Annotated in this window: 17 protein-coding genes; 10 read left to right on the top strand and 7 right to left on the bottom strand. The window is 71.7% G+C overall.

Going from position 1 to position 22,304, the window contains the following annotated elements; all coding sequences use genetic code 11:
• Positions 1-26 precede the first annotated feature (26 nt).
• A complete protein-coding gene (locus I4Q55_RS37375; RefSeq protein WP_206794941.1) occupies positions 27-854 on the top strand; it encodes a M55 family metallopeptidase in 828 nt (275 codons plus the stop codon).
• Positions 847-2,145: a M20/M25/M40 family metallo-hydrolase gene (locus tag I4Q55_RS37370; RefSeq protein ID WP_206794939.1), complete on the top strand. Its 1,299-nt coding sequence runs from the start codon at positions 847-849 to the stop codon at positions 2,143-2,145. The genes I4Q55_RS37375 and I4Q55_RS37370 overlap by 8 nt, the downstream gene beginning before the upstream one ends.
• On the opposite strand, the gene I4Q55_RS37365 is transcribed toward I4Q55_RS37370, so the two are convergent.
• Entirely contained in the window at positions 2,142-3,107 is a 966-nt protein-coding gene (locus tag I4Q55_RS37365; protein ID WP_206794937.1) for a zinc-binding dehydrogenase, read from the bottom strand. The two genes, I4Q55_RS37370 and I4Q55_RS37365, sit on opposite strands and share 4 nt — an antisense overlap.
• Before the next feature lie 55 nt (positions 3,108-3,162).
• Here I4Q55_RS37365 and I4Q55_RS37360 point away from each other — a divergent pair, with 55 nt between their 5' ends.
• Positions 3,163-3,975, top strand: coding sequence for a helix-turn-helix domain-containing protein (locus I4Q55_RS37360; RefSeq protein ID WP_242547434.1), 813 nt, complete (start codon positions 3,163-3,165; stop codon positions 3,973-3,975).
• Here the strand turns inward: I4Q55_RS37360 and I4Q55_RS37355 are convergent.
• The 3 genes from I4Q55_RS37355 to I4Q55_RS37345 form a co-directional block, all read right to left on the bottom strand.
• The gene (locus I4Q55_RS37355) at positions 3,957-4,247 is read right to left on the bottom strand and encodes a hypothetical protein (RefSeq protein ID WP_206794935.1); all 291 of its coding nucleotides are present in this window, start codon (positions 4,245-4,247) and stop codon (positions 3,957-3,959) included. The two genes, I4Q55_RS37360 and I4Q55_RS37355, sit on opposite strands and share 19 nt — an antisense overlap.
• Positions 4,248-4,365: 118 nt before the next feature.
• On the bottom strand, positions 4,366-5,004 hold the full coding sequence (locus I4Q55_RS37350; RefSeq protein WP_206794933.1) for a bifunctional 2-polyprenyl-6-hydroxyphenol methylase/3-demethylubiquinol 3-O-methyltransferase UbiG: 639 nt from the start codon (positions 5,002-5,004) through the stop codon (positions 4,366-4,368).
• Positions 5,005-5,045: 41 nt separating this feature from the next.
• On the bottom strand, positions 5,046-6,683 hold the full coding sequence (locus I4Q55_RS37345) for a tannase/feruloyl esterase family alpha/beta hydrolase (protein WP_206794931.1): 1,638 nt from the start codon (positions 6,681-6,683) through the stop codon (positions 5,046-5,048).
• A 148-nt stretch (positions 6,684-6,831) separates the two neighbouring features.
• Here I4Q55_RS37345 and I4Q55_RS37340 point away from each other — a divergent pair, with 148 nt between their 5' ends.
• A complete protein-coding gene (locus I4Q55_RS37340) occupies positions 6,832-11,157 on the top strand; it encodes a GH92 family glycosyl hydrolase (protein ID WP_206794929.1) in 4,326 nt (1,441 codons plus the stop codon).
• 48 nt (positions 11,158-11,205) lie between these two features.
• On the opposite strand, the gene I4Q55_RS37335 is transcribed toward I4Q55_RS37340, so the two are convergent.
• Complete coding sequence (locus I4Q55_RS37335) at positions 11,206-12,153, bottom strand: YafY family protein (protein WP_206794927.1); 948 nt, start codon at positions 12,151-12,153, stop codon at positions 11,206-11,208.
• 94 nt (positions 12,154-12,247) lie between these two features.
• On the opposite strand from I4Q55_RS37335, the gene I4Q55_RS37330 reads away from it, so the two are divergent.
• The 3 genes from I4Q55_RS37330 to I4Q55_RS37320 all read left to right on the top strand — a co-directional run bounded on the left by I4Q55_RS37330 (position 12,248) and on the right by I4Q55_RS37320 (position 17,920).
• Entirely contained in the window at positions 12,248-12,643 is a 396-nt protein-coding gene (locus tag I4Q55_RS37330; RefSeq protein ID WP_206795091.1) for a RidA family protein, read from the top strand.
• 76 nt (positions 12,644-12,719) lie between these two features.
• Positions 12,720-15,842: a GH92 family glycosyl hydrolase gene (locus tag I4Q55_RS37325; protein WP_206794925.1), complete on the top strand. Its 3,123-nt coding sequence runs from the start codon at positions 12,720-12,722 to the stop codon at positions 15,840-15,842.
• Complete coding sequence (locus tag I4Q55_RS37320; RefSeq protein WP_206794923.1) at positions 15,839-17,920, top strand: FUSC family protein; 2,082 nt, start codon at positions 15,839-15,841, stop codon at positions 17,918-17,920. Before I4Q55_RS37325 ends, I4Q55_RS37320 begins: the two co-directional genes overlap by 4 nt.
• Positions 17,921-17,963: 43 nt before the next feature.
• Here I4Q55_RS37320 and I4Q55_RS37315 read toward each other — a convergent pair whose 3' ends face one another.
• Positions 17,964-18,593, bottom strand: coding sequence for a DUF4360 domain-containing protein (locus I4Q55_RS37315; RefSeq protein ID WP_206794920.1), 630 nt, complete (start codon positions 18,591-18,593; stop codon positions 17,964-17,966).
• A 576-nt stretch (positions 18,594-19,169) separates the two neighbouring features.
• Between I4Q55_RS37315 and I4Q55_RS37310 the strand changes: the two genes are divergently transcribed.
• Entirely contained in the window at positions 19,170-20,156 is a 987-nt protein-coding gene (locus I4Q55_RS37310; RefSeq protein WP_206794919.1) for a malate dehydrogenase, read from the top strand.
• Between the two features lie 56 nt (positions 20,157-20,212).
• Here the strand turns inward: I4Q55_RS37310 and I4Q55_RS37305 are convergent, their stop codons facing one another.
• Positions 20,213-20,527, bottom strand: coding sequence for a hypothetical protein (locus tag I4Q55_RS37305; protein ID WP_206794916.1), 315 nt, complete (start codon positions 20,525-20,527; stop codon positions 20,213-20,215).
• 251 nt (positions 20,528-20,778) lie between these two features.
• Between I4Q55_RS37305 and I4Q55_RS50375 the strand changes: the two genes are divergently transcribed.
• Positions 20,779-20,907, top strand: a complete 129-nt coding sequence (locus I4Q55_RS50375; RefSeq protein WP_277992049.1) for a hypothetical protein — start codon at positions 20,779-20,781, stop codon at positions 20,905-20,907.
• A 168-nt stretch (positions 20,908-21,075) separates the two neighbouring features.
• Positions 21,076-22,293 carry a hypothetical protein gene (locus tag I4Q55_RS37300; protein ID WP_206794915.1) on the top strand — a complete coding sequence of 406 codons (1,218 nt, stop codon included), beginning with the start codon at positions 21,076-21,078 and terminating at the stop codon, positions 22,291-22,293.
• Positions 22,294-22,304: the final 11 nt, after the last annotated feature.

Genomic DNA, 22,304 nt, shown 5'->3' with positions numbered 1-22,304 from the left:
CGGGTGCGCTGGCTAGAGTGCCCGGCATGCGCATCCTGATCTCGGCGGACATGGAGGGCGCCACCGGCGTCACCTGGACCGACGACGTCGTGCCCGGTTCGCCGCAGTGGGACCGCTTCCGGCGGCTGTTCACCGGCGACGTCAACGCGGTGCTGGCCGGGCTGTACGCGGCCGGGGCGAGCGATGTGCTGGTCAACGAGGCGCACTCGTCGCAGCGGAACCTGCTGCTGGAGGACCTGGACCCGCGGGCGCGGATGCTCACCGGGCGGCACAAGCCGCTGTCGATGATGCAGGGCGTCGATTCCGGTGTGGACGGTGTGGTGTTCCTCGGCTACCACGCCGGGGCGGGCTTCGACGGGGTTCTTTCCCACACGTACCTGGAGAACCAGATCACCGGGGTGTGGCTGGACGACGTGCCGGCGAGCGAGGGGCGGCTGAACGCGGGCATGGCCGCGGAGTACGGCGTCCCTGTCCTGCTCGTTTCGGGTGACGACAAAACGTGTGAGGACGCTCGTGATTACGCTCCGGAGGCGGAGCTGGTCCAGGTGAAGGAGTGCGTGAGCCGGTACGCGGCGATCTGCCTGCCGCCCTCGCGCACGGCGGAGCTGCTGACGGGCGCGGCGGCCGACGCGATGGCGCGCGCGGGCCGGGAGGAACGCCGGGTGCGCGCGCACCGGATCGAGGTGGAGTTCGACGCGAGCCACCTGGCGCAGGCGACGGCGGTGATCCCGACGGTGGAGCAGATCGGGACGCGGCGGGTCGGGTTCGACGCGCCGGACATGACCGAGGCGATGAAGTGCTTCAAGGTCGTCACGGCGATCGCGGCGGGGGCGGTGCAGGGTATCTATGGCTGACGTCGTCGAGCTGTGCGCGGACCTGATCCGGTTCGACACGACCAACCGCGGGAACAACGACGCCAACCCGGAGCGGCCGGCCGCGGAGTACGTGGCCGCGTTCCTCGACGGCCTGGGCATCCCCTCGCGGATCCTGGAGGCGGCGCCGGGCCGGGCCAGCGTGATCGCGCGGGTGCCGGGCACCGATCCGTCACTGCCGGCGCTCCTGGTGCAGGGACACCTGGACGTCGTCCCGGCGGACGCCGCGGACTGGTCGGTGCCGCCGTTCGCCGGCGAGGTGCGCGACGGGTACCTGTGGGGCCGCGGCGCGACCGACATGAAGGACTTCGTGGCGATGGTGCTGGCGGCGCTGGCCGGCGGGGCGCGGCCGCGGCGGGAGCTGGTGCTGGCGTTCGTCTCCGACGAGGAGGACCGCGGCGAGTGGGGCGCGCACTGGCTGGTCGCTTCCCATCCGGAACTGTTCGAGGGCTGCGTGGCGGCGATCAGCGAGTCGGGCGGCTACACCTACCACGTACCCGCCGCCGACGGCCGTGACGTGCGCCTGTACCCGGTGGGCACGGCCGAGCGCGGGACGGCGCACCTGCGGCTGACCGCCCGTGGCCGGGCCGGGCACGGCTCGCGCCCGAACGACGAGAACGCCGTCACCCGGTTGGTGGAGGCGTTGCACCGGATCGCGTCCCACCGATGGCCGGTGTCGCTGACGCCGGCGGTCCGGGCGTTCCTGGAGCGGACCGGCTCGGCGCTGGGCGTCCCGGTGGATCTGTCCTCTTCGGACGGCGTGGACGCGGCGGTGGCCGCCCTCGGCCCGGCGGGCGCGCTGGTGCTGCCGACGGTCCGCAACAGCACGACCCCGACGATGCTGGCCGCGGGCTACAAGGTGAACGTGATCCCGACGACGGCGACCGCCCAGGTCGACGTGCGGGTGCTGCCCGGGACCGAGGAGTCGTTGTTCGCCGCACTGGACGACCTGCTCGGCGAGGGCGTGACGCGCGAGTTCGTCGCGCACCAGCCGCCGGTGCAGGCACCGGTGGATTCGCCGTGGTTCTCCGCGATGGCCTCGGCGTTGCGGGCGGAGGACCCCGAAGCGGTGGTGGTGCCGTACTGCCTGGGCGGCGGGACGGACGCGAAGGCGTTCGCGCAGCTGGGGATCGCCTGCTACGGCTTCGCGCCGCTGTGGCTGCCGAAGGGGTTCCCGTACCGGGCGATGGCGCACGGGGTGGACGAGCGGGTGCCGGTGGAGGGCCTGCACTTCGGCACCCGCGTCCTGGCCCGGTTCCTCGAGAGCTGCTAGGGCACCACGACGAGTTTTCCCGTGGCACGGTCCTCTTCCATGTACCGGTGAGCCGCGACGATGTCGTCCAGCGGGAAGACCCGGTCGACGTGCGGCCGGTAAGCACCGGCCTCGACTTCGCCGACGATCCGCCGCAGCAGCTCCGTGCTGCCTTTGAGGTTGTCGCTGTGGAAGGCGGTCAGCCTGGTCCCGGAAGGGATCTTCGCGATGGGCTCGAAGTCCGGGACGATCCAGCCGCTGAGCGAGCCCGCCACGCAGACCATGCCGCCGCGGCGGACCAGGCGCAGGGACTCCACCGCCGTGCGGGCGCCGACGAGGTCGAGAACCCAGTCCGGGCCGTCGGGCCACAGCTGCGCCAGGCCGGTCAGCGGGCCGCCGTCGTCGATGAGCACGTGGCCGGTCAGTGCCGCTGCTTTGGCCGGGCTGCGGGTGGTGGTGGCGACGTCGAGGCCGTGGCCGGTCGCGATGGCGGCCGCGGCCAGTCCGACCGAGGACGTGCCGCCGCGGATCAGCAGCCGTCCGGTGCTGTGCGGGCCGATCCCGAGCGCGTCGAGGGCGCCGTGCGCGGTCAGGTACGTCTCGGGGAGCGCGGCCAGGACCTCCCAGGGCAGGGTGGTGGTGACCGGCATCAGCAGCCGGTTGGGCAGCAGCGCGTATTCGGCGTAGCCGCCGTCGAAGGCGCGGCCCATCTCCCCCATCATCGCCGCGACCGTGGTGCCCTCGGGCAGCCGCGGGTCGGTCGAGGCGGCGATGGTGCCGGCGCATTCGATCCCGAGCACGCGCGGGAAGGCGACGTCCGGGGAGTGTCCTTGGCGGGTGCGCAGCTCCGACCGATTCAGGCCGGCGCCCTTGACCCGCACCAGGCTCCAGCCGTCCCGGATCGCCGGCACGGGCCGTTCGTGGATCTCCAGCACTTCCGGTCCGCCGGCGCGGACGCACACCGCCGCTCGCATCGTCTTCATGCGTCCCACTGTCACCAGCCGGACGCGTGGCCGACCACCGGTAGGATGCCAAGTCATGCCCCTTGGCCGCCAAGCTGTGCCGACGTCGCGGATCTGGCCGTCCGGCGGCGCCCACCGGTGGCCGCCGGGCAGCGCCGGCGAGGCGGACTCCCACGACCGCGGGCACCTGGTCTACGCGGCGCGGGGTGTGTTGTCCCTGCACACCGAGCGGGGGACGTCGATCGTGCCGGCGAACCGGGTGGCGTGGACCCCGGCCGGGTTCGTGCACCGGCACCGCGCGCACGGCCACACGGACATGCGGATCGTGTTCCTGCCGGCGTCGCTGGCCCGGCTGGTCCCCGATCACCCCGCCGTGTTCACCGCGTCGGGTCTGGCGCGGGAGGTGCTGCTGGCCCTCACCGGCCCGCGCGAGTACGGCCGGGCGGCGAGTGCCCGCCTGCGCCGCGTCCTGGTCGACGAGCTGCGCGAAGCACCCGAGCGGCCGCTGCACCTGCCCGAGCCGCGCGATGACCGGTTGCGGGCCCTCGCGCGGCGGCTCTACGACGAGCCCGGGGACAACACCCCGCTGGCGGATCTCGGGCAGCGGATCGGCGCCAGCCCGCGCACGCTCAGCCGGCTGTTCCGCGACGAGCTGGGCATGACGTTCCACGAGTGGCGGACGCAGGTGCGCATCGGCCACGCCCTGGTCCTGCTGGCCGACGGCCACGACACCGCGTCGACGGCGCGGGCCTGCGGCTGGGCGAACCCGAGCCACTTCATCGCGGCGTTCACGGCCGTGGTGGGCACGACGCCCGGCCGGCACCGGAGCACCGCCGGCCGGGTCCCGCCGGACCCGGCCACCAGCGCCGGTCAGCAGGCTCGGCAGTAGGCCAGCAGGCCGGACAGCGGCAGCGGGCCGGCCGTGAGCGTGACGCGGGCCGCCGGCTCGCCGCCGGGCGCGAAGCCGATGTCGGCGTGCGCGGTGTGCGCCCACTGGTTGAAGGCCCGCGCGGCCAGCCGCACCTCGGTGGCGCGGTGCGCGGCGTTGGCGGCGGCCGCGGCGGCCTCGAGCGGGGCGCACGAGACCGGGTGCGCCGATTCGGACAGTTCGAGCGGGTTGCGGAGCTGTTGCCGGGCGGCGAGCTCGACACGGTTGGTCATGAGAACTCCGGATCCATCGGACATCGGCCGACGCCGGGAGGCGTCCCCCGGAGCCCAGGAATCCCCGGGCGTGCGCACATCGACCGCTTTGCTGAGGAAATCTCCGGAAGTTTTCCGGCTAGCGGGTGAAGGTGGCCCAGTACCGGGTGCCCTCGCGGACGGTGTCCAGGCTGACCAGCCGGACGCCGTCCTGGGCGACGGATTCGACCTCGGCGCGGCTGAACGGCCAGGGTGGGCTCTGCCAGTTCGCCATGTCCATGTTCTCCTCCGCCACTTCGCACACGATCGCCGTGCCGCCCGGGGCGAGGAACGAGGCCAGCGACTTGAGGGCCGCGGGGCGGTAGTCGCGGGGCATGGCCTGGATGTTGATGATCTCCACGACCAGGTCGAAGGCGTGGGTCCACTCCCCCGGCGGGTTCAGCAGGTCCGCGACCACGTAGTCCACTGTGGAGTCCGGGAACCGGCTCTTGGCGGCGGCGACCGCGGTCGGGGCGACGTCGAAGCCGGTCACGGCCCAGCCGTGGGCCGACAGCAGTTCCGGGTCGTCGCCCAGCGCGCTGCCCACGACCAGGGCGCGGCGGCCGCCGCCCGGGCGGACCCAGGCGGCGAGGTCGGCGTTCGGTTCGCCGCGGGTCCAGGGGACTTCGGCTTCGCCGCGGGCGGCGGCGGTGTAGAGCTGGTCGAACCATGCGGTGGGGTCGCCGTCGGCGAGGGAGGCGCGGGCGAGTACGCGGTCGGCGGGTTCCGGCGTCGTCATGATCGTGACGATAGCGACGACGCCGGAACCCGGGGAGCGGTTTACGGCGCGACCGGTCCCGGGATGGCGTGCAGCTTCTCCCCGGCCCAGTGCACGACGTCGCGGGCCGGCGGCGAGGTCGGCGGGGCGGGCCGGAAGCTGGCTGCCTCGTCGATGCTGCCGGTGCCGTCGTAGACCGCCCGCTGCGGGTAGGCGAACACCGGCCGGGTGCGGGTGACGGTGCCGTCGGCGGCGCGGCCGGTCGCGGTGACCACCGTGGGCGTGGTGCCGCGCTCGACCCAGGTGACCAGCTCGCGCAGCGGGTCGAACTCGGTGAGCGCGGTGCCGCCGCCGCAGTGGTGGAGCGACGGGACCATGAACAGCCGCGCCCAGTCCTGCGGACGGCCGTGGGTGAGCCGTTGGTAGTAGTCGAGCGTGCCGGCCGGCGGGATGGCTTCGTCGCCCCAGCCGTGCCAGAGCAGCAGCTTGCCGCCGCGGCGCTGGAACGCCGAGAGGTCGAGGCTCATCGCGTTGTAGCGGACGCCGACCGGGGTGAGCCGGTCGAATTCGCGCCGGGTGAAGGCGAAGGTGTCGACGGTGGACGCCGGCGCGCCGATCGGGTAGCCGAGGTAGCGCAGGTAGTTGTCGGCGAGGGTGCGGGCGAAGGCGAGGCCGCCGGTCTCGGGCGTGGGGATGATCCACCCGGCCCACGCCGGCTCGGACCCGGGTTCCTGGCCGCCGGGGTAGAGCAGCGTGCCGTGGGCGTCGGTGGGCGGCGCGTAGAGCTTGCAGACGACGCCGGCCTGGGCCGGGGTGAGGCAGGACGGCGTGTCGGCGCCGGTGCAGATCAGCGTCGCCGGGTCGAAGCGGCAGGCGCGCGGGTCGTCGAGCTGGCCGTCGGCGAGCCCGTCGAGGCGGTCGCAGGCGGCGAGGACGGCGTTGTGCAGGGCGGGCAGCTTGGCCGCGGTGAGGATCGGGCTGCCGTCGGCGGCGCTGTTCACCCGGGCGAGCCACGTCTGGTAGACGCCCAGCAGCGGTCCCCAGTAGTTCGCGGGCGCGCCGGCGTCGATGCCGTCGAAGTCCGCGGGGTAGCGCTGGGCGAGCAGGAGGCCTTCGCGGCCGCCGTCGGAGCAGCCGGAGAAGTAGGACTTGCGCGGTGGGGCGCCGTAGAAGGCCTGGATGATCGCCTTGGCGGCCCGGGAGACGACGTGGGGTGCGCGGAACTCGAAGTCGTTGCGGGCGGCCTGGTCGTTCGCGCCCCAGCGGCCGTCGTCGAGGACGCCGGGGGTGGTGCCGACGTGGCCGTCGTCGGTGGCCGCGACCGCGAAGTCGCCGCCGTGGGGCAGGCCGCAGCCGGGGAAGGCGGGCGGGACGATCAGGCCGCAGAAGCCGCCGCAGCCGTACTGCAGGTAGCGCCCGGCGTAGGTCCTGGTGGGCAGGCGCAGCTCGAACCGGACGGCGGGTTCGACGTGGCCCCGCACGCCGCAGTATTCGGGGTCGCCGCCGGTGGCCGCGACCACGGCGGCCGAGGTGACGTGGGTCGCCGCGTCCGGAAGGGCGAAGCCGCGGACCAGGTCGGCGCAAGTGCTCACCGGCCGGATGGCCGCCTCCGCCGCGGCGGCGGTGGCGGTGGCGGGGGTGAATGTGGTGGTGGCGAGGGTCAAGGCGGTGATGGCGGAGAAGATCCTGAACGTTCTCATCGGGCCCCCGTTTTCCGCGTTGTCTGATTCCGGTCAGGTTTGGCGAGCGGTCTTGACATCGATGTCACCCGCGCGTTTCCCTTCGTTGGCGCCGCCGGTCCCCGCCTGCGCGGCGCTGCTGAATCCGCCCTCCGAGCTTGGAGCAACGATGCCCCGAAGCGCCAGACCGCCGGTCGCTTTCCTGGTGACCGCCGCCGTGGTCGCCGCCGGCCTGGTCGCCCTCCCCGCGGCCTCGTCCGCCGCCGAAGACGCCCTTCCGCCCGACTTCTCGTCCTCCTTCGAGCCCGGTGACGTCCAGCCGACGTGGACCGACACCGTCGACACCGACGCGGCGGGCAAGCCGCGCGCGTCCGGGATCAACGGCGCGAACGGCACCGCGATCCCCGGCGACATCCGCGGCAAGGTGACCGAAACCAGCGCCAGCAGCGAGAACACCAGCGGCGGCGAGGTCGTCTCGAACCTCGTCGACGGCACCACCGACACCAAGTGGCTGTCGTGGAACCCGACGGCGTGGGCGCAGATCGCGCTGTCGGAGCCGACGTCGATCACGCACTACGCGATCTCCTCGGCCAACGACTTCGCCGAGCGCGACCCGAGGGACTGGACGCTGCAGGGCTCCAACGACGCCTTGACCTGGAGCGACCTGGACAAGCAGGCCGATCAGGCGTTCACCGCGCGGTTCCAGCAGAAGGACTACCCGCTGGCCGCGCCGACGCCGGCGTTCAAGTTCTTCCGGCTGAACGTCACCCGCAACAACGGCGGGCCGATCCTGCAGCTGTCGGAGCTGCTGCTGGCCAACGACGAGCCGGCGCCGCCGCCGCTGCCGAACATGCGCAGCTTCACCGACTCGGGGCCGACCAGCGGGTACACGAACAAGAACCGCGTCGGCTTCACCGGGCTCAAGGCGTTCCGCTACTCCGGCAGCCAGACGCAGGCCCACGGCTGGTCCTACAACAAGGTCTTCGACGTCGACATCCCGGTCGTGCCCTCGACCGAGCTGACGTACAAGGTGCAGCCGCAGTTCATCACCGGCGACCTGAAGTACCAGAGCACGAACGTGGCGATCGACCTGGTCTTCACCGACGGCACCCGGCTGCGCGACCTGGGCGCGACCGACCAGTACGGGTTCCCGCTGACGCCGGAGGGCCAGGGCAGGAGCAAGGTCCTCTACACCAACCAGTGGAACCTGGTGCGCTCGGCGATCGGCACGGTCGCCAAGGGCAAGACGGTCGACCGGATACTGGTCGGCTTCGACAACCCGGACGGCCCCGGTTCACTGCAGGGCTGGCTGGACGACGTGAAGATCTCGGCGACGCCGACCCCGCCGGCCAGCACCCGCCCGAGTGACAACGTGCTGACCACGCGCGGCACGATGGCCAACGGCACGTTCTCCCGGGGCAACAACTTCCCGGCGACGGCGGTGCCGCACGGGTTCAACTTCTGGACCCCGGTCACCGACGCGAACGCCGACAACGGCGACGTGCGGTGGATGTACAACTACCACTCCCAGAACAACGAGCAGAACCTGCCGGAGCTGCAGGCGTTCAGCGTCAGCCACGAGCCGAGCCCGTGGATGGGCGACCGGCAGACGTTCCAGGTGATGCCGTCCGCGGCCGCCGGGGTGCCCTCGGCCGACCGCGACGCGCGGGCGCTGGCGTTCAAGCACGACAACGAAACCGCTCGCGCGCACTACTACGGGGTGCAGTTCGAGAACGGGATCAAGACCGAGATCGCCCCGACCGACCACGCGGCGGTGTTCCGGTTCTCCTTCCCGGGCACCGACACCAGCCTGATCTTCGACAACTACAAGAACCAGGGCGGGCTGACCCTCGACCCCGCGGGCGGCACGCTCTCGGGCTACACCGACGTCAAGAGCGGCCTGTCGGCCGGGGCGGGCCGGATGTTCGTCTACGCCACGTTCGACAAGCCGGTCACCGCGGGGGCGAAGCTCACCGGCACCGGCCACGACGACGTCGCCGGCTACCTGCGGTTCGCCGCCGGCGCCGACAAGACGGTGACCATGCGGATCGCGACGTCGCTGATCAGCGTGGAGCAGGCGAAGAAGAACCTGGCGCAGGAGATCGCGCCGGACGCGACCTTCGACTCCGTCCGCGACGCCGCGCAGCGGCTGTGGGACGACCAGCTGAAGGTGATCGAGGTCGAGGGCGCGTCGAAGGACCAGCTCACGACGCTGTACTCGAACCTCTACCGGCTGTTCCTCTACCCGAATTCCGGGTTCGAGAACACCGGCACGCCGGAGAAGCCGAAGTACCAGTACGCCAGCTTCGTCTCGCCCAAGGCAGGGGCGGACACCCCGACCCAGACCGGGGCGAAGATCGTCGACGGCCAGACGTACGTCAACAACGGGTTCTGGGACACCTACCGCACGACCTGGCCGGCGTATGCGCTGCTGACGCCGGACATGGCCGGGAAGATGGTCGACGGGTTCGTGCAGCAGTACCGCGACGGCGGCTGGATCTCGCGGTGGTCCTCGCCCGGTTACGCGGACCTGATGACCGGCACCAGCTCGGACGTGGCGTTCGCCGACGCCTACCTCAAGGGCGTGCGCAACTTCGACGTCAAGGCGTCCTACGACGCGGCGCTGAAGAACGCGACGGTGACCCCGCCGAACAACGCGGTCGGCCGCAAGGGTCTCGACGAGGGCATCTTCCTGGGTTACTCGCCCAACACGGCCGACCACGGGTTCTCGTGGTCGATCGAGGGGTACGTCAACGACTACGGCATCGCGAACCTGTCGAAGAAGCTCTACGACGAAGCCCCGGCGAGCGACCCGCGCAAGGCGGAGTACCTGGCGAACTACGAGTACTTCACCAGCCGCGCGCAGCAGTACGTGAACCTGTTCGACCCGAGCGTCGGGTTCTTCCAGGGCCGGGACGCGCAGGGCAAGTTCAGCCGGTCGCCGCAGGAGTACGACCCGCGGGTGTGGGGCATCGACTACACCGAGACCAACGGCTGGGGCATGGCGTTCTCCGTGCCGCAGGACGGGCAGGGCCTGGCGAACCTCTACGGCGGCAAGGCGGGCCTGGCGAAGAAGCTGGACGCCTTCTTCGCCGACCAGGAGACCGCGAACTTCCCGGGCTCCTACGGTGGCGTGATCCACGAGATGCGCGAGGCCCGCGACGTCCGGATGGGGCAGCTCGGCCACTCCAACCAGGCCTCGCACCACACGCTCTACATGTACGACTACGCGGGCCAGCCGGCCAAGACGCAGGCGAAGGTCCGCGAGGCGCTCTCGCGGCTCTACACCGGCAGCGAGATCGGCCAGGGCTACGCGGGTGACGAGGACAACGGCGAGCAGTCGGCGTGGTGGACGTTCAGCGCGCTGGGCTTCTACCCGCTGCAGATGGGCAGCCCGGACTACGCGATCGGGTCGCCGCTGTTCAAGAAGGCGACGATCCACCTGGCCGGCGGCAAGGACCTGGTGATCAACGCGCCGAAGAACAGCGCGAAGAACGTCTACGTCCAGGGCGTGAAGGTCAACGGCAAGGCGTATTCCTCGACGTCGCTGCCGCACGACCTGATCGCGCGCGGCGGGAAGATCGACTTCGACATGGGCCCGAACCCCTCGTCGTGGGGCACCGGCCCGGACGACGCGCCGAAGTCGATCACCACGGGTGACGCGGCGCCCGCGCCGCTGCACGACGAGACCGGCCCGGGCAAGGGGACGTTGTCCACTTCGGACGGCTCGAACGCGGCCGCCCTGGTGGACAACACCTCGCGCACCCAGGCCGCGGTCACCGGTGCCGTGCAGTACCAGCTGAACTCGACCGACGAGGCCGTCACGCACTACACGCTGACGTCCCAGACCGGTGCGGGCGACCCGAAGAGCTGGGTGCTGAAGGGGTCCTACGACGGCAAGACGTGGGCGGTGACCGACCGGCAGGAGAACCAGGCGTTCAGCTGGCGGCAGCAGACCCGCGCGTTCAAGGTGGCCAACCCGGCGCACTACGCGTACTACCGGCTCGAGGTGACCGCGACCAGCACCGGCGCCCCGGCGCAGCTGGCCGAGTTCGAGCTGCTGGGCAAGCCGGACGCGGCGTGCACCCGCACGATCACGGGTGCTTCGTCCGGCCCGCTGTCGGTCACGTCGGGCACGGTGTGCCTGGAGAACGCGACGGTCTCCGGCCCGGTCACGGTCGGTCACGGCGCAGCCCTGGTCGTCCGCGGCGGCGCGCTGAACGGCCCGCTGGCGGCGACGGGGGCGGCGCAGGTGGTGCTGAACCGCACGAAGGTGGGCGGCCCGGTGGCGATCACCGGGACGACCGGTCAGGTGTCGATCGAGCTGACCGGGATCGGCGGCCCGGCGGCGCTGACGGGCAACCACGGACCGGTGCTGACGTCGAGCACGGTGGGCGGACCGCTGGCGTGCGCGCTGAACAACCCGGCGCCGACGGACCACGACCTGCCGAACACGGTGCGCGGGCCGAACGTCGGGCAGTGCGCGAAGATGTAGGTCCGCGGTAGTGCGGTGAAGGCCATCCCGGGGTTCTCGGGGTGGCCTTCACGCATTTCGGGCACCGTAGCGGTCGGCGATCGCCGCGGCTCGTTCGCGCAGGGCCGTGCGCAACGACTCCGGCGCCAGCGCCTCGGCGTCCGTCCCCAGTTGCCACAGCGCCCACTCCGCGTGCCAGGCGTCCTGATAGGTCACCTCGAACCGCAGCCAACCGGACGCCTCGGCCTCCTCCGCGCGGACCGCCACCGCCGTGCCCAGCAGGTCCTCCCGGCGGGCCGGGCGGACCCGGACCCGCACCGCGAGATGACCGTCGGCCAGGAAGGCGGCGCAGCGTTGCCGCCAGATGCGGTCCAGGTCCACCTCCGCCGGCCGCGAGGCCGGTTCGTCGAGCGATTCGGCGGCCAGGATCCGCGACAGCCGGTACGTGCGGTCCGCGCCCGCCCGCGTGGCCAGCAGGTAGCCGCGGTCGCGGACGGTGACCAGGCCGATCGGGTCCACCGTGCGCCACCGGGGTTCCTGGCCCGCGGCCGCGTAGTGGAGGCGCAGCCGGCGACCGCCGAGGACCGCGCCGCGGACCGCGAGCATCGTCGGGCGGTCCACCTCCTCCGCACGGGAGCGGCGGGAGAGCAGGTCGGTCTCGGGCTCGACGAGGAAGCGCGCGGCGGTCGCCCGGTGGGTTTCGGGCAGGGCGTCGGCCACCTTGCGCATCGCCGAGTCCAGTGCCGGGCCGAGGCCGAACGCGCGGCCGGTGGTCAGCAGGGCGAGGGCTTCGTCGTGGTTGAGCCCGGTCAGCTCGGTCCGGAAGCCGGGCAGCAGCGCGAACCCGCCGTGCCGGCCGCGTTCGGCGTACACCGGGACGCCCGCCGCCGACAGGGCGTCGATGTCGCGCAGCACCGTGCGGGTGGACACCTCCAGCTCGCGGGCCAGCACGTCCGCCGTCAGCCGGCCGCGCCCGCGCAGCAGCAGCACCAGGGAAACCAGCCGGTCGGCACGCACCCGGAGAACCGTAGCGAATACACGACACAAGATGTCGTGATTGCCCGGAAAGCTCCCCGGCGCAGCAATCGCGACGAACGGAGCTGAAGTGGCACTGGAACGAACGGCGGTCAACCCGGTGACGTGGTCACTGGCGCTGGGCTTCAACCAGGGGGAGGTCGTCTCGGGGCAGACCCGCACCCTGTACTGCTCGGGCCAGACGGCGACCGACGCCGAGGGCAAGCCCCAGCACGAAGGGGACATGGCCGCCCAGCTCGCGGCGAGCCTCGACAACCTGGAGGCCGTGCTCGCCGCGGCCGGCATGTCCCTGGCGCACCTCGTCCGGCTGAACGTCTACACCACCGACGTCGACGGGCTGTTCCCGCACTACGGCGTGCTGGCGGCCCGGCTCGGCGCGGCCGGGGTGGCGCCGGCCACGACGATGCTCGGGGTGAGCCGCCTGGCGATCCCGGGCCAGCTGGTCGAGCTGGAGGGCACCGCCGTCGCGTAGGACCAGCACCGCTGCCCGGGCCCCGGGCAGCGGTGTTCGGCACGCTGGGCCGTTCGGCGGCGGTTACGGTGGGCGCATGCCCGACGCCGTGTTCTTCTCGTCCTTCGAAACCGGTGATCCGCGGCCGGCGGACCCCGGCCTGCAGGTCGGCGGCGGCCCGGACCGCTCCCCCACGGCCAAGACCGGCGTCGGCTTCACCGGCACCCGCGCCCTGCGCTACACCGCCCGGCCCCACGCCGTCCTCTTCGAACTCGATGTCCCGGTGACCGAGCACACCGAGCTGTCCTATGTGGTCTTCCCGGTCGCCGACGGCGAGATCCCCGCCTACCACGCCACCCGGGTCGGCCTCGACGTCGAGTTCGCCGACGGCACCGCCGCCGGGTTCGAGCCGGTGGACGACAAGACGCTGTGGGTGGACCAGTGGAACCTCGTCCGCCGTCCGCTGGGGGCCTTCGCCGGGCGCCGGATCAGCCGGCTCGTGCTGCGCACCGACGCGCCCGGCGAGATCACCGGCTGGCTCGACGACGTGCGGATCGCCGAACGCCCCGAGCCGCCGCGCGACCCCGTCGACTGCGTCCGCACGACCCGCGGCACCCACTCCAGCGGCGACTTCTCCCGGGGCAACAACTTCCCGGCCACGGCGGTGCCGCACGGCTTCAACTTCTGGACCCCGGTCACCGACGCCGGCGTCACCAACTGGCTCTACTCCTACCACCGCCACAACGACGAGCAGAACCGTCCCGCGCTGCAGGCGTTCGCGCTGTCGCACCAGCCGAGCCCGTGGATGGGCGACCGGCACACCTTCCACGTCATGCCCGGCACCGGCCCGGTCGAGCCCGACCACCGCAAGCGCGCCCTGGCCTTCTCCCACGACGACGAGACCGACTCGCCGCACCACTACGGCGTCCGGTTCGCCAACGGCATGACCGCCGACCTCGCGCCGACGTCGCACGCGGCGATCATGCGGTTCACCTTCCCGGACAAGCACGGCTGGCTGCTGTTCGACAACGTCTGCAACCGCGGCCGCCTGCGCGTCGACGCCGACACCGGCGTGATCAGCGGGTACACCAGTGTCCGCAGCCGGCTGTCGGCCGGGGCGCGGCGGATGTTCGTCTACGGCGTCACCGACGCGCCCGCCACCCGCGGGGCGAAGGTCCGCTTCCCGCCGTGGCGGCGGGTCTCGGGGTACTTCGAGTTCGACGGGCCCGACGTCACGCTGCGGATCGCGACGTCGCTGATCAGCCTCGCCCAGGCCAAGCGCAACCTGGAGCTGGAGATCCCGGCCGGGACGACGGTCGAGCAGGTCAAGGCCCAGGCGAGACGGCTGTGGCAGGAGGAGCTCGGCCGGGTCGAGGTCGAGGGCGCCACCGAGGACCAGCGCACGACGCTGTACTCCAACCTGTACCGGCTGTTCCTGTACCCGAACGTCGCGCACGAGAACACGCCGAAGGGTATCCGCCACGCCAGCCCGGTGGTGCGCCGGTGGTGGCCGAGCACCCGGCGGCGGACCGGGGCGAAGGTCGTCGACGGCGAGCTGTACGTCAACAACGGCTTCTGGGACACCTACCGCACCACCTGGCCCGCGTACGCGCTGCTCGCCCGGGAGCGCTGCGGCCGGATGATCGACGGCTTCGTCCAGCAGTACCGCGAGGGCGGCTGGATCGCCCGCTGGTCCTCCCCCGGCTACGCGGACCTGATGACCGGCACCAGCTCCGACGTCGCCTTCGCCGACGCCTACCTCAAGGGCGTCCGCAACTTCGACGTCGAGGCCGCCTTCGACGCCGGGCTGAAGAACGCCACCGTCGCCCCGCCGCGGCGCGCGGTCGGCCGCAAGGGCCTCGAGGAGTCGATCTTCCTGCACTACACGCCGGTGTCGGTCCACGAAGGACTGTCCTGGGCGCTGGAGGGGTGCGTCAACGACTTCGGCCTGGCCAACCTCGCCGAGGCGCTTTCCCGTGAAAGCGACGGGCCGCGGGCCCGGATGTACGCCGAGTACGCCGCCTACTTCGGCGAGCGCGCGAAGCACTACGTCCACCACTTCGACCCGGAGATCGGCTTCTTCCAGGGCCGCCACCGCGACGGCCGCCGCAAGTTCGCACCCGAGGGCTACGACCCGGCCGCGTGGGGCGGCGACTTCGTCGAGACCAACGCCTGGAACACCGCCTTCACCGCACCCCACGACGGCCCCGGCCTCGCCGCCCTCCACGGCGGCACCGCCGGCCTGGAAGCCAAGCTCGACACCTTCTTCGCCACCCCGGAGACCGGCCGGCGGCCCGGCGCGTACGGCGGCCTGATCCACGAGATGACCGAGGCCCGCGACGTCCGGATGGGCCAGTACGGCCACTCGAACCAGCCCTCGCACCACATCCCCTACGTCTACAACCTCGCCGGCGCGCCCGCGAAGGCCCAGGCCGTCGTGCGGGAGGTGCTGCGGCGGCTCTACCTCGGCAGCGAGATCGGCCAGGGCTACCCCGGCGACGAGGACAACGGCGAGATGTCCGCCTGGTACGTCTTCGGCGCCCTCGGCTTCTACCCGCTGCAGATCGGCAGCCCGCGCTACGCCATCGGCTCGCCGCTGTTCGAGAAGGCGACCGTGCACCTGGGCGAAGGCCGGAAGCTGGTGGTCCACGCACCCGGCAACACCGGCGAGACCGTCTACGTCCGCGGGCTCACGGTCAACGGCGAACCGCACGACACGACGTCGATCGCCCACGCCACCCTCGCCGGCGGCGCCGAGCTGGTCTTCGACCTGACGACCGAACCCACCGGCTGGGGTGCCCCGCCGCCGCCCGCCGAGCGCCCGGTGCCGGTCACCGACCTCACCGGGACCGCGACCAGCTCCGACGGCACCAAGCTCGACGCGCTGTTCGACGACACCAGCCGCACCCAGGTCACCTTCCGCGGCGCCACCCCGGCCGTCGAATTCACCGTCACCGGCGAACCCCGCGAAGTCACGATCTACACCCTGACCTCGGGTGCCCGCCGCGGCGACCCGAGCGCGTGGGTGCTCGAGGGCTCCGACGACGGCACCGGATGGACCACGCTGGACGAACGCGACGGCGAGCTGTTCCGCTGGCGACGGCAGACCCGCCCGTTCGTCCTCGCCGCCCCGGCCGCGCACGCCCGCTACCGGCTGCGGATCACCGCCACCCGCGGCCGGCGCGCCACCCTCGCCCAGTGGGAGCTCCTCGCCCGATGAACCACCTCCGCACCGCCGCGCTCGACCGGCTCGTGGCGGCCGACCCCGGCCTGGTCCGGCTCCGGCTGGCCGGCTCCGCCGTGCTCGGCATCGTCCTCGCCGTGGCCGCGCTGCTGCCCGCGCACGTCCCGCTGACCGTCACCCTCGTCGGGGCCATCGCCGCGATGATGACGGCGTTCACCGTCACCGACCCGACCCCGGGCGGCCAGGCCGTCACCCTGGTCCTGGCCTTCCTCACCGGGGCCGCGTCGATCACCGTCGCCAGCCTCGGCTCGGCCCTGCCGCCGCTGGACAGCGTCGTGTTCGTCCTGCTGATCTTCGTGGCCGTCTACGCTCAGCGCTTCGGCCCGCGCGGCACCGCGCTCGGCTCGATCGCCTTCTTCCTGTTCTTCTTCCCGATGTTCCTGCAGGCCCACGTCAAGCAGGTGCCGCAGCTGCTGATGGCGCTCGGCGTCGGCGTCCTCGCCAACGCCGTCGTCCGGTTCGTGCTGCTGCGGCACAACGCCGAGGCCGAGTTCCTGCGCGTGCGGCGGGCCTTCCGGGCCCGGCTCGCCGCCGTCGTCCGCGCCACCGAGGCCTACCTCGCGGTCAACGGCAGCGAGCGCACCCGCAAGCAGCTGCGCACGGCGCTGGCGCGGCTGCACGAATGCGTCCTGCTCATCGAAGACGCCGCCCCCGACGTCGTCGACGCCCGAGCCGCCGACCGGCTGCGCCGCCGCGCCATCGAGGTCGAGCTGGCCGTGCAGTGGCTGGCCAGCACCGTGCAGCGCACCTGCTCCGACGAGCTCACCGCCGACGTCCGCGACGACCTCATCGCCCGGCTCGCCCGCTTCCGCGCCCTGATGGAACGCGACCCACGGGAGCTGCCGCTGATCAGCGAGACCGGCGAATACAGCCGGCTGCTCGTCGAAGGCAGCCGCATCGGCTCGCACGCCGAGCCCGGCGACGGCGTCCGCAAGGCACTGGCCGAACTGGCCTTGGCCGACGACCGCGCCCAGCGGGCCGCCGCCCCCGAGGCCACCCCGGACCCGCTCGCCCCCGACGACGACGAGCCGGCACCGAGGTTCGCCTACGACAACCGGACCCGCAGCGCGATCCAGGCCGTCGTCGGCGGCGGGCTCGCCGTGCTCGGCGGCGAACTCGTCTCCCACCAGCGCTGGTACTGGGCCGTGCTCACCGTGTTCGTGGTGTTCATCGGCGCCTCCAGCGCCGGCGCCACGTTCGTCAAGGGCGTCCGCCGCCTCGGCGGCACCCTGATCGGCATCGTCGGCGGCGTCCTGCTCGCACTGCTGGTCGGCGGCAGCACCGCGGCCACGCTCGGCCTCATCCTCGTGTGCGTCTTCGGGATGGTCTACACCGCGCGGGTCTCCCAGGTGGTGATGGCCTTCTTCGTCACGAGCATGCTCGGCCTGCTCTACAGCCTGCTCGGCACGTTCAGCCTCGAAGTGCTCTGGATCCGCGTCGCCGAGACCGCCGTCGGAGCCGCGGCGGGCATCCTGGCCGCGGTCGTGATCGTGCCGGTCCGCACCCGCTCGGTCATGCTCGACGACATCGGCGAAGTGCTCGACGAGCTGGCGGAGTTCCTCGAGCACACCCGCGGCCTGCTCGCCGGGGAGGAGAACGTCAACATCATCGAGCTGTCCCGCGACCTCGACCGCGCGGTCGAGCAGGTCCGGGCCACCATCGAGCCGCTGACCCACCCGGTCAACCTCCGCAGCGCCCGCCGCGACTACGGCTGGCACGTGCTGACCACGCTGGAGACGATCGCCTTCCGGGCCCGGCACGTGGCCGCGCGCGCCCAGCCCGGCCAGCTCACCGGCGCCGACGCCGACCGGCTCCGGCAGTTCACCGGACGGCTGCTGGCCAACATCGACGTCGTGCGCAAGGCACTGGACGCACCGGGTGGCCCCACACCCGGCACGCTCGTGCGTGACGACGGCACCCCGGTCTCCGACCGCGTCGATGCGGCCGAAACCCGGGCCGTCCTGTCCAGCCTCAGCCACCTCGACGAGGCCCTGGTGTCCCTCGGCCGCGTCTTCGGTGTCGAAGCCACTGATCCCCGCGCCCCCGCGAGGTGAACCGCCGGGGCGGCGCGCCGCGCGCCGCCCCGGTTCGTGCCGGTTACGGGCAGCTCAGCCACGCGAAGTGGTAGACGGTGGTGATGCTGCCGTCGGTCGAGTCCATGGTGACGTAGCTGGTGGTCTTCTTCGGGTCGGACGTGCCGGCCGCGACGCGCAATTCGGTGTTGATGTTCAGATTGCGTTCCTCGCCGCAGGGCTTGAACACGATCGCCCCGACTTCCGTCTTGTCGGTGAAATGCCAGTCGTCTTCGAACGGCCCGGTCAACGGGTGCTGAATGTAGGCCGTTGGCGAATTACCCTGGAAATAGTAGTTCGCTCTTTCCAGGCCGGTCGCTCCGCGTTCCAGGTGCGCGAACCCGCGGTAGTCCGCCTGCGCGATTCCGTAGGTGAACCCCTGCGGCACGTGCACGCGCAGGCCGATCTGGCAGTTCTTCCTCGCGTCGAGCGGCCCGGCGCCGACCCCGACCAGGGCGGTGTAGGCGCTGTATGTCACGGTGAACGCCGTGTTGTCCTGCGAAACGGCCACTGCGGACGTGCCGAGCGGGCAGCCCGAGCCGATGGCGTTCACGACGTCGATGACGATTTTGTCGGGCGGCGGAGGAGTGTTCCACGAATGCGGGGCGACCACTGAGGACAGCGCCATTACGGCAGCAACGACCGCAGACAGCATCGGAATCCTTCCCAATACATTCAAATTGGGGACGGGGGCCGGACCATGGTAGCGAAAGGATCATGGAAGCAAACCCCGCTGAACGGAGCAACACTGCACGTCTCGTCCCACCAAGCGGCATTGCTCACGTTTCGACAATTTTGCCAAAGCCCATTCCGGTGGCTGTGAATAAAGGGGGCGGAGAAAACGATTTCGCCCCCCGCTCCCCCGGCGACCGCCCACGATCACCCGCGTGACGTCCGGCTCGGGCGATCAGTGCGCCCACCCAGCCGATCGGGACGAACGGGGCACCGATCGGGCTCAGCCGTATCCGGCCGGCCACCGGCCGTCGCCATCGCGGCCCCGCGCGAGGCCGTCGGCATCTAGGGCGCCACCCTCACCACCACCTCGCCACCGCCCACGACCAGCGCCTCCGCCAGGGCCGCACCGAACCCGAACTCGCCCAGCTCGCCCGCAACATCACCGGCAGCTGAAAAGCGATCCTCGCAACAGTGACTGGACGCACCCGACCGGCAACCCCGGGGAGGGATAGGCTCCACAGCACAAGCCAAAGTCGTCTCAAGCTGGAGAACCGCAATGAGCCAAGCCCCCGTCAACGTGACCGTCACCGGCGCCGCCGGCCAGATCGGCTACGCGCTGCTCTTCCGCATCGCGTCCGGTCAGCTCCTCGGCCAGGACGTCCCGGTGAAGCTGCGGCTGCTCGAAATCCCGCAGGCGGTCAAGGCGGCCGAGGGCACCGCGATGGAGCTCGAAGACGGCGCGTTCCCCCTCCTCGCCGGCACCGACATCTTCGACGACCCCAAGCAGGCCTTCGAAGGCACCAACATCGCCCTCCTCGTCGGCGCCCGCCCCCGCAGCAAGGGCATGGAGCGCGGCGACCTCCTCGAAGCCAACGGCGGCATCTTCAAGCCCCAGGGCGAGGCCATCAACGCCGGCGCCGCCGACGACATCAAGGTCCTCGTCGTCGGCAACCCGGCCAACACCAACGCCCTCATCGCCCGCTCGCACGCCCCCGACGTGCCCGCCGACCGCTTCACCGCGATGACCCGCCTCGACCACAACCGCGCCCTCGCCCAGCTCGCCAAGAAGCTCGGCGTCCCGGTGACCGAGCTCAAGAAGGTCGCCATCTGGGGCAACCACTCCGCCACCCAATACCCGTCGGTCCAGCACGCCGAGTTCGGCGGCAAGAGCATCGCCGACGCCGTCGACCAGGCCTGGCTCGAAAGCGACTTCATCCCCACCGTCGCCAAGCGCGGCGCCGCCATCATCGAAGCCCGCGGCCTCTCCTCCGCCGCCTCGGCCGCCTCGGCCGCCATCGACCACGTCTACACCTGGGTCAACGGCACCCCGGCCGGTGACTGGACCTCCGCCGCCGTCGCCTCCGACGGCTCCTACGGCGTCCCCGAGGGCCTCATCTCGTCCTTCCCGGTCACCGCCGAGAACGGCCAGTACAAGATCGTCCAGGGCCTCGAGATCGACGACTTCTCCCGCGCCCGCATCGACGTCTCCGTCGCGGAGCTCGTCGAGGAACGCGACACCGTGCAGAAGCTCGGCCTCATCTGAGCCCACCACGCGAAAGGGGCCGTCGTCACCACGTGACGACGGCCCCTTTTTCCACATCAGGCAGTCAGCAGATCCGAACGCGCCCGCAGCAGATCCTCCGCACTCAGCCCGCCACGCACGCCGACCTCCCCGGTGACGTCGTCACGGGTCTCTACGTAGCCCTGCGCCACACCGGCACCGTAGGCGGCCGCCGTCGCCGCGATGAACCCCAGCGCCCACCCGGCCGCCTTGCCGAACGCCGCGTGTGCGGTCGCCCTCGCGGTGGCCCCGGCGGCAGCGGCCGCACAGCTCACCGGCAGCACCGGCATCTCCACCTGCAACCGAACGAGCGTGCCGGCCTGCGCACGGGCGGCTTCTTCGATCCTGTTCATCGTTGTCCTCACGGGTTGGGGCCGACTCGAGCACGCCCGACGCTAGTTCCGGCGCACCGGTGGCACATCCACCGAACTGCCGAGGAGCAGGCAGTTTCAGTGAAATCGTCGACGCACTCCGCAATTCGCGTGAAAAACCTCGCATACCGGACATAACGGACATTCTCTGGTAACTTCACAGTCGAGCCTGTCCGAAAAAACCGCACCACGGTACGGACAGGAAACTTCCCCCAGTGAAACGGAGGAGCAACATGCAGAAGCTGGCCGAGAAGATCGCCCGCGACGACGTGTGGGCCAAGTGGGTCGAGGCGAACTCCCAGCTGTCCGCCAAGGAAGGCTGCATCTCCCGCAAGGAAGGCTGCATCTCCCAGGCAGGCTGACCGCCCCACCCCCCCCGGGGGGCGGGGGGCCCCCCGCCCCACCCCCCCCCCCCCCCCCCCCCCCCCCCCCCCCGCCGCACGGCTGACCGCCCCACCCCGCCGGGCGGCAGGTGGCCCTCCGTCACCTGCCGCCCGGCGCTGCCCGCCCACCGACGAGGAGACCACCGCGTGCACCCGACCGCCGAGATGCTCGACCACATCCGCGACGTCCCGCTCTACCGCGAATCCCTGGCCACCGGCACCTTCCCGGTCCTGGAAAAGGACACCATCAGCCAGGGGTTCCCGGACAACTTCATGACCCCGGCCCTCGCCGGCGCCCTCGACACCGGCGCCGCCGAATTCGTCCTCTCCACCGGCACCAACCACGCACGCATGCAGCTGATCCGCCCGCCCTACTTCCTCCTCAAGTCCTACTACCGCCTCTGGTCGGAACACCCCGCCATCCGCCACACCTGGGACGCCGGCTGCCCCCGCGTATCGGTCACCACCGTGCTCGCCACCGAACACGTCGCCCGCGTCAACGCCAGGAAACGCGGCGAACCCCCACGGGAACACCCGCCGCTGGCCGACCGCAGGCTCGACGACCGCACCGTCTACCTCAACCAGCACCTCGACCCGGCACTGTGGACCCGCGCCGACGTCGAACGCATGCTCACCGAGATCGACCTCATCCGCGCCGGCGGCGAATACCACCTCGACTGCTCCAGCTACCACCTCGCGCACCTCCTGGACAAAACCCGCGAGTTCGGCCTCGCCCTGCCCGCCCCCGCCAGCGTCGTGCACGCCTACGAGTACACACCGGACAACGTCGCCCGCTACCTGCGCACCCACCTCGGCTGCCCGATCGTCGACCTCTTCGGCAGCACCGAACTCGGCTACCTCTACTACAGCGACGACAACGGCACCTACCACCCGTACCTCGACCGCATGGCCGTCGAACTGCTCCCCGTCGAACCCGGCAGCACCCTCTACGCCCTCATCGTCTCCAGCATCCGCAACGAATGGATGCCCCTGATCCGCTACCGCTCCGGCGACCTCGCCCGCACCGCAGACGGCACCCCCGACCCGACGCGCATCACCCGCTTCTGCGGCCGCGAAAAAGAACTCGTCCGCGTCGGCGCCACCCTGCTCTGCCACGGCGACCTCGACCGCTGGATCGGCGAAACCGCACCGGAAGTGTTCCTCTACCGCCTCCGCGTCGGCGAAGACACCACCGCCGAACTCGAATACACCACCTTCGACCGGCACCCCACCGACACCACCGCCCTCACCGCCGCCCTGGCCGAACACCTCCACCTCACCGTGCACCCCGTCCACCGCACCCACATCCCGATCGGCAAGTCCGGCAAGTACGCCTGGCTGCACCCCGAATCCCGCACCCGCTGACTACCGGCAAA

It is taken from the genome of Amycolatopsis sp. MtRt-6, from assembly GCF_017308975.1.
GTDB lineage: Bacteria > Actinomycetota > Actinomycetes > Mycobacteriales > Pseudonocardiaceae > Amycolatopsis.
Note: the sequence above shows the minus strand (reverse complement) of the source record. Positions and strands in the feature narration are given on the sequence as shown.

Excerpts from the sequence above, each read along its gene's own strand:
- I4Q55_RS37375 (WP_206794941.1), top strand. The coding sequence starts at position 27 with ATGCGCATCCTGATCTCGGCGGACATGGAGGGCGCCACCGGCGTCACC.
- I4Q55_RS37370 (WP_206794939.1), top strand. The coding sequence starts at position 847 with ATGGCTGACGTCGTCGAGCTGTGCGCGGACCTGATCCGGTTCGACACG.
- I4Q55_RS37365 (WP_206794937.1), bottom strand. The coding sequence starts at position 3,107 with ATGAAGACGATGCGAGCGGCGGTGTGCGTCCGCGCCGGCGGACCGGAA.
- I4Q55_RS37360 (WP_242547434.1), top strand. The coding sequence starts at position 3,163 with ATGCCCCTTGGCCGCCAAGCTGTGCCGACGTCGCGGATCTGGCCGTCC.
- I4Q55_RS37355 (WP_206794935.1), bottom strand. The coding sequence starts at position 4,247 with ATGACCAACCGTGTCGAGCTCGCCGCCCGGCAACAGCTCCGCAACCCG.
- I4Q55_RS37350 (WP_206794933.1), bottom strand. The coding sequence starts at position 5,004 with ATGACGACGCCGGAACCCGCCGACCGCGTACTCGCCCGCGCCTCCCTC.
- I4Q55_RS37345 (WP_206794931.1), bottom strand. The coding sequence starts at position 6,683 with ATGAGAACGTTCAGGATCTTCTCCGCCATCACCGCCTTGACCCTCGCC.
- I4Q55_RS37340 (WP_206794929.1), top strand. The coding sequence starts at position 6,832 with ATGCCCCGAAGCGCCAGACCGCCGGTCGCTTTCCTGGTGACCGCCGCC.
- I4Q55_RS37325 (WP_206794925.1), top strand. The coding sequence starts at position 12,720 with ATGCCCGACGCCGTGTTCTTCTCGTCCTTCGAAACCGGTGATCCGCGG.
- I4Q55_RS37320 (WP_206794923.1), top strand. The coding sequence starts at position 15,839 with ATGAACCACCTCCGCACCGCCGCGCTCGACCGGCTCGTGGCGGCCGAC.
- I4Q55_RS37315 (WP_206794920.1), bottom strand. The coding sequence starts at position 18,593 with ATGCTGTCTGCGGTCGTTGCTGCCGTAATGGCGCTGTCCTCAGTGGTC.
- I4Q55_RS37310 (WP_206794919.1), top strand. The coding sequence starts at position 19,170 with ATGAGCCAAGCCCCCGTCAACGTGACCGTCACCGGCGCCGCCGGCCAG.
- I4Q55_RS37305 (WP_206794916.1), bottom strand. The coding sequence starts at position 20,527 with ATGAACAGGATCGAAGAAGCCGCCCGTGCGCAGGCCGGCACGCTCGTT.
- I4Q55_RS50375 (WP_277992049.1), top strand. The coding sequence starts at position 20,779 with ATGCAGAAGCTGGCCGAGAAGATCGCCCGCGACGACGTGTGGGCCAAG.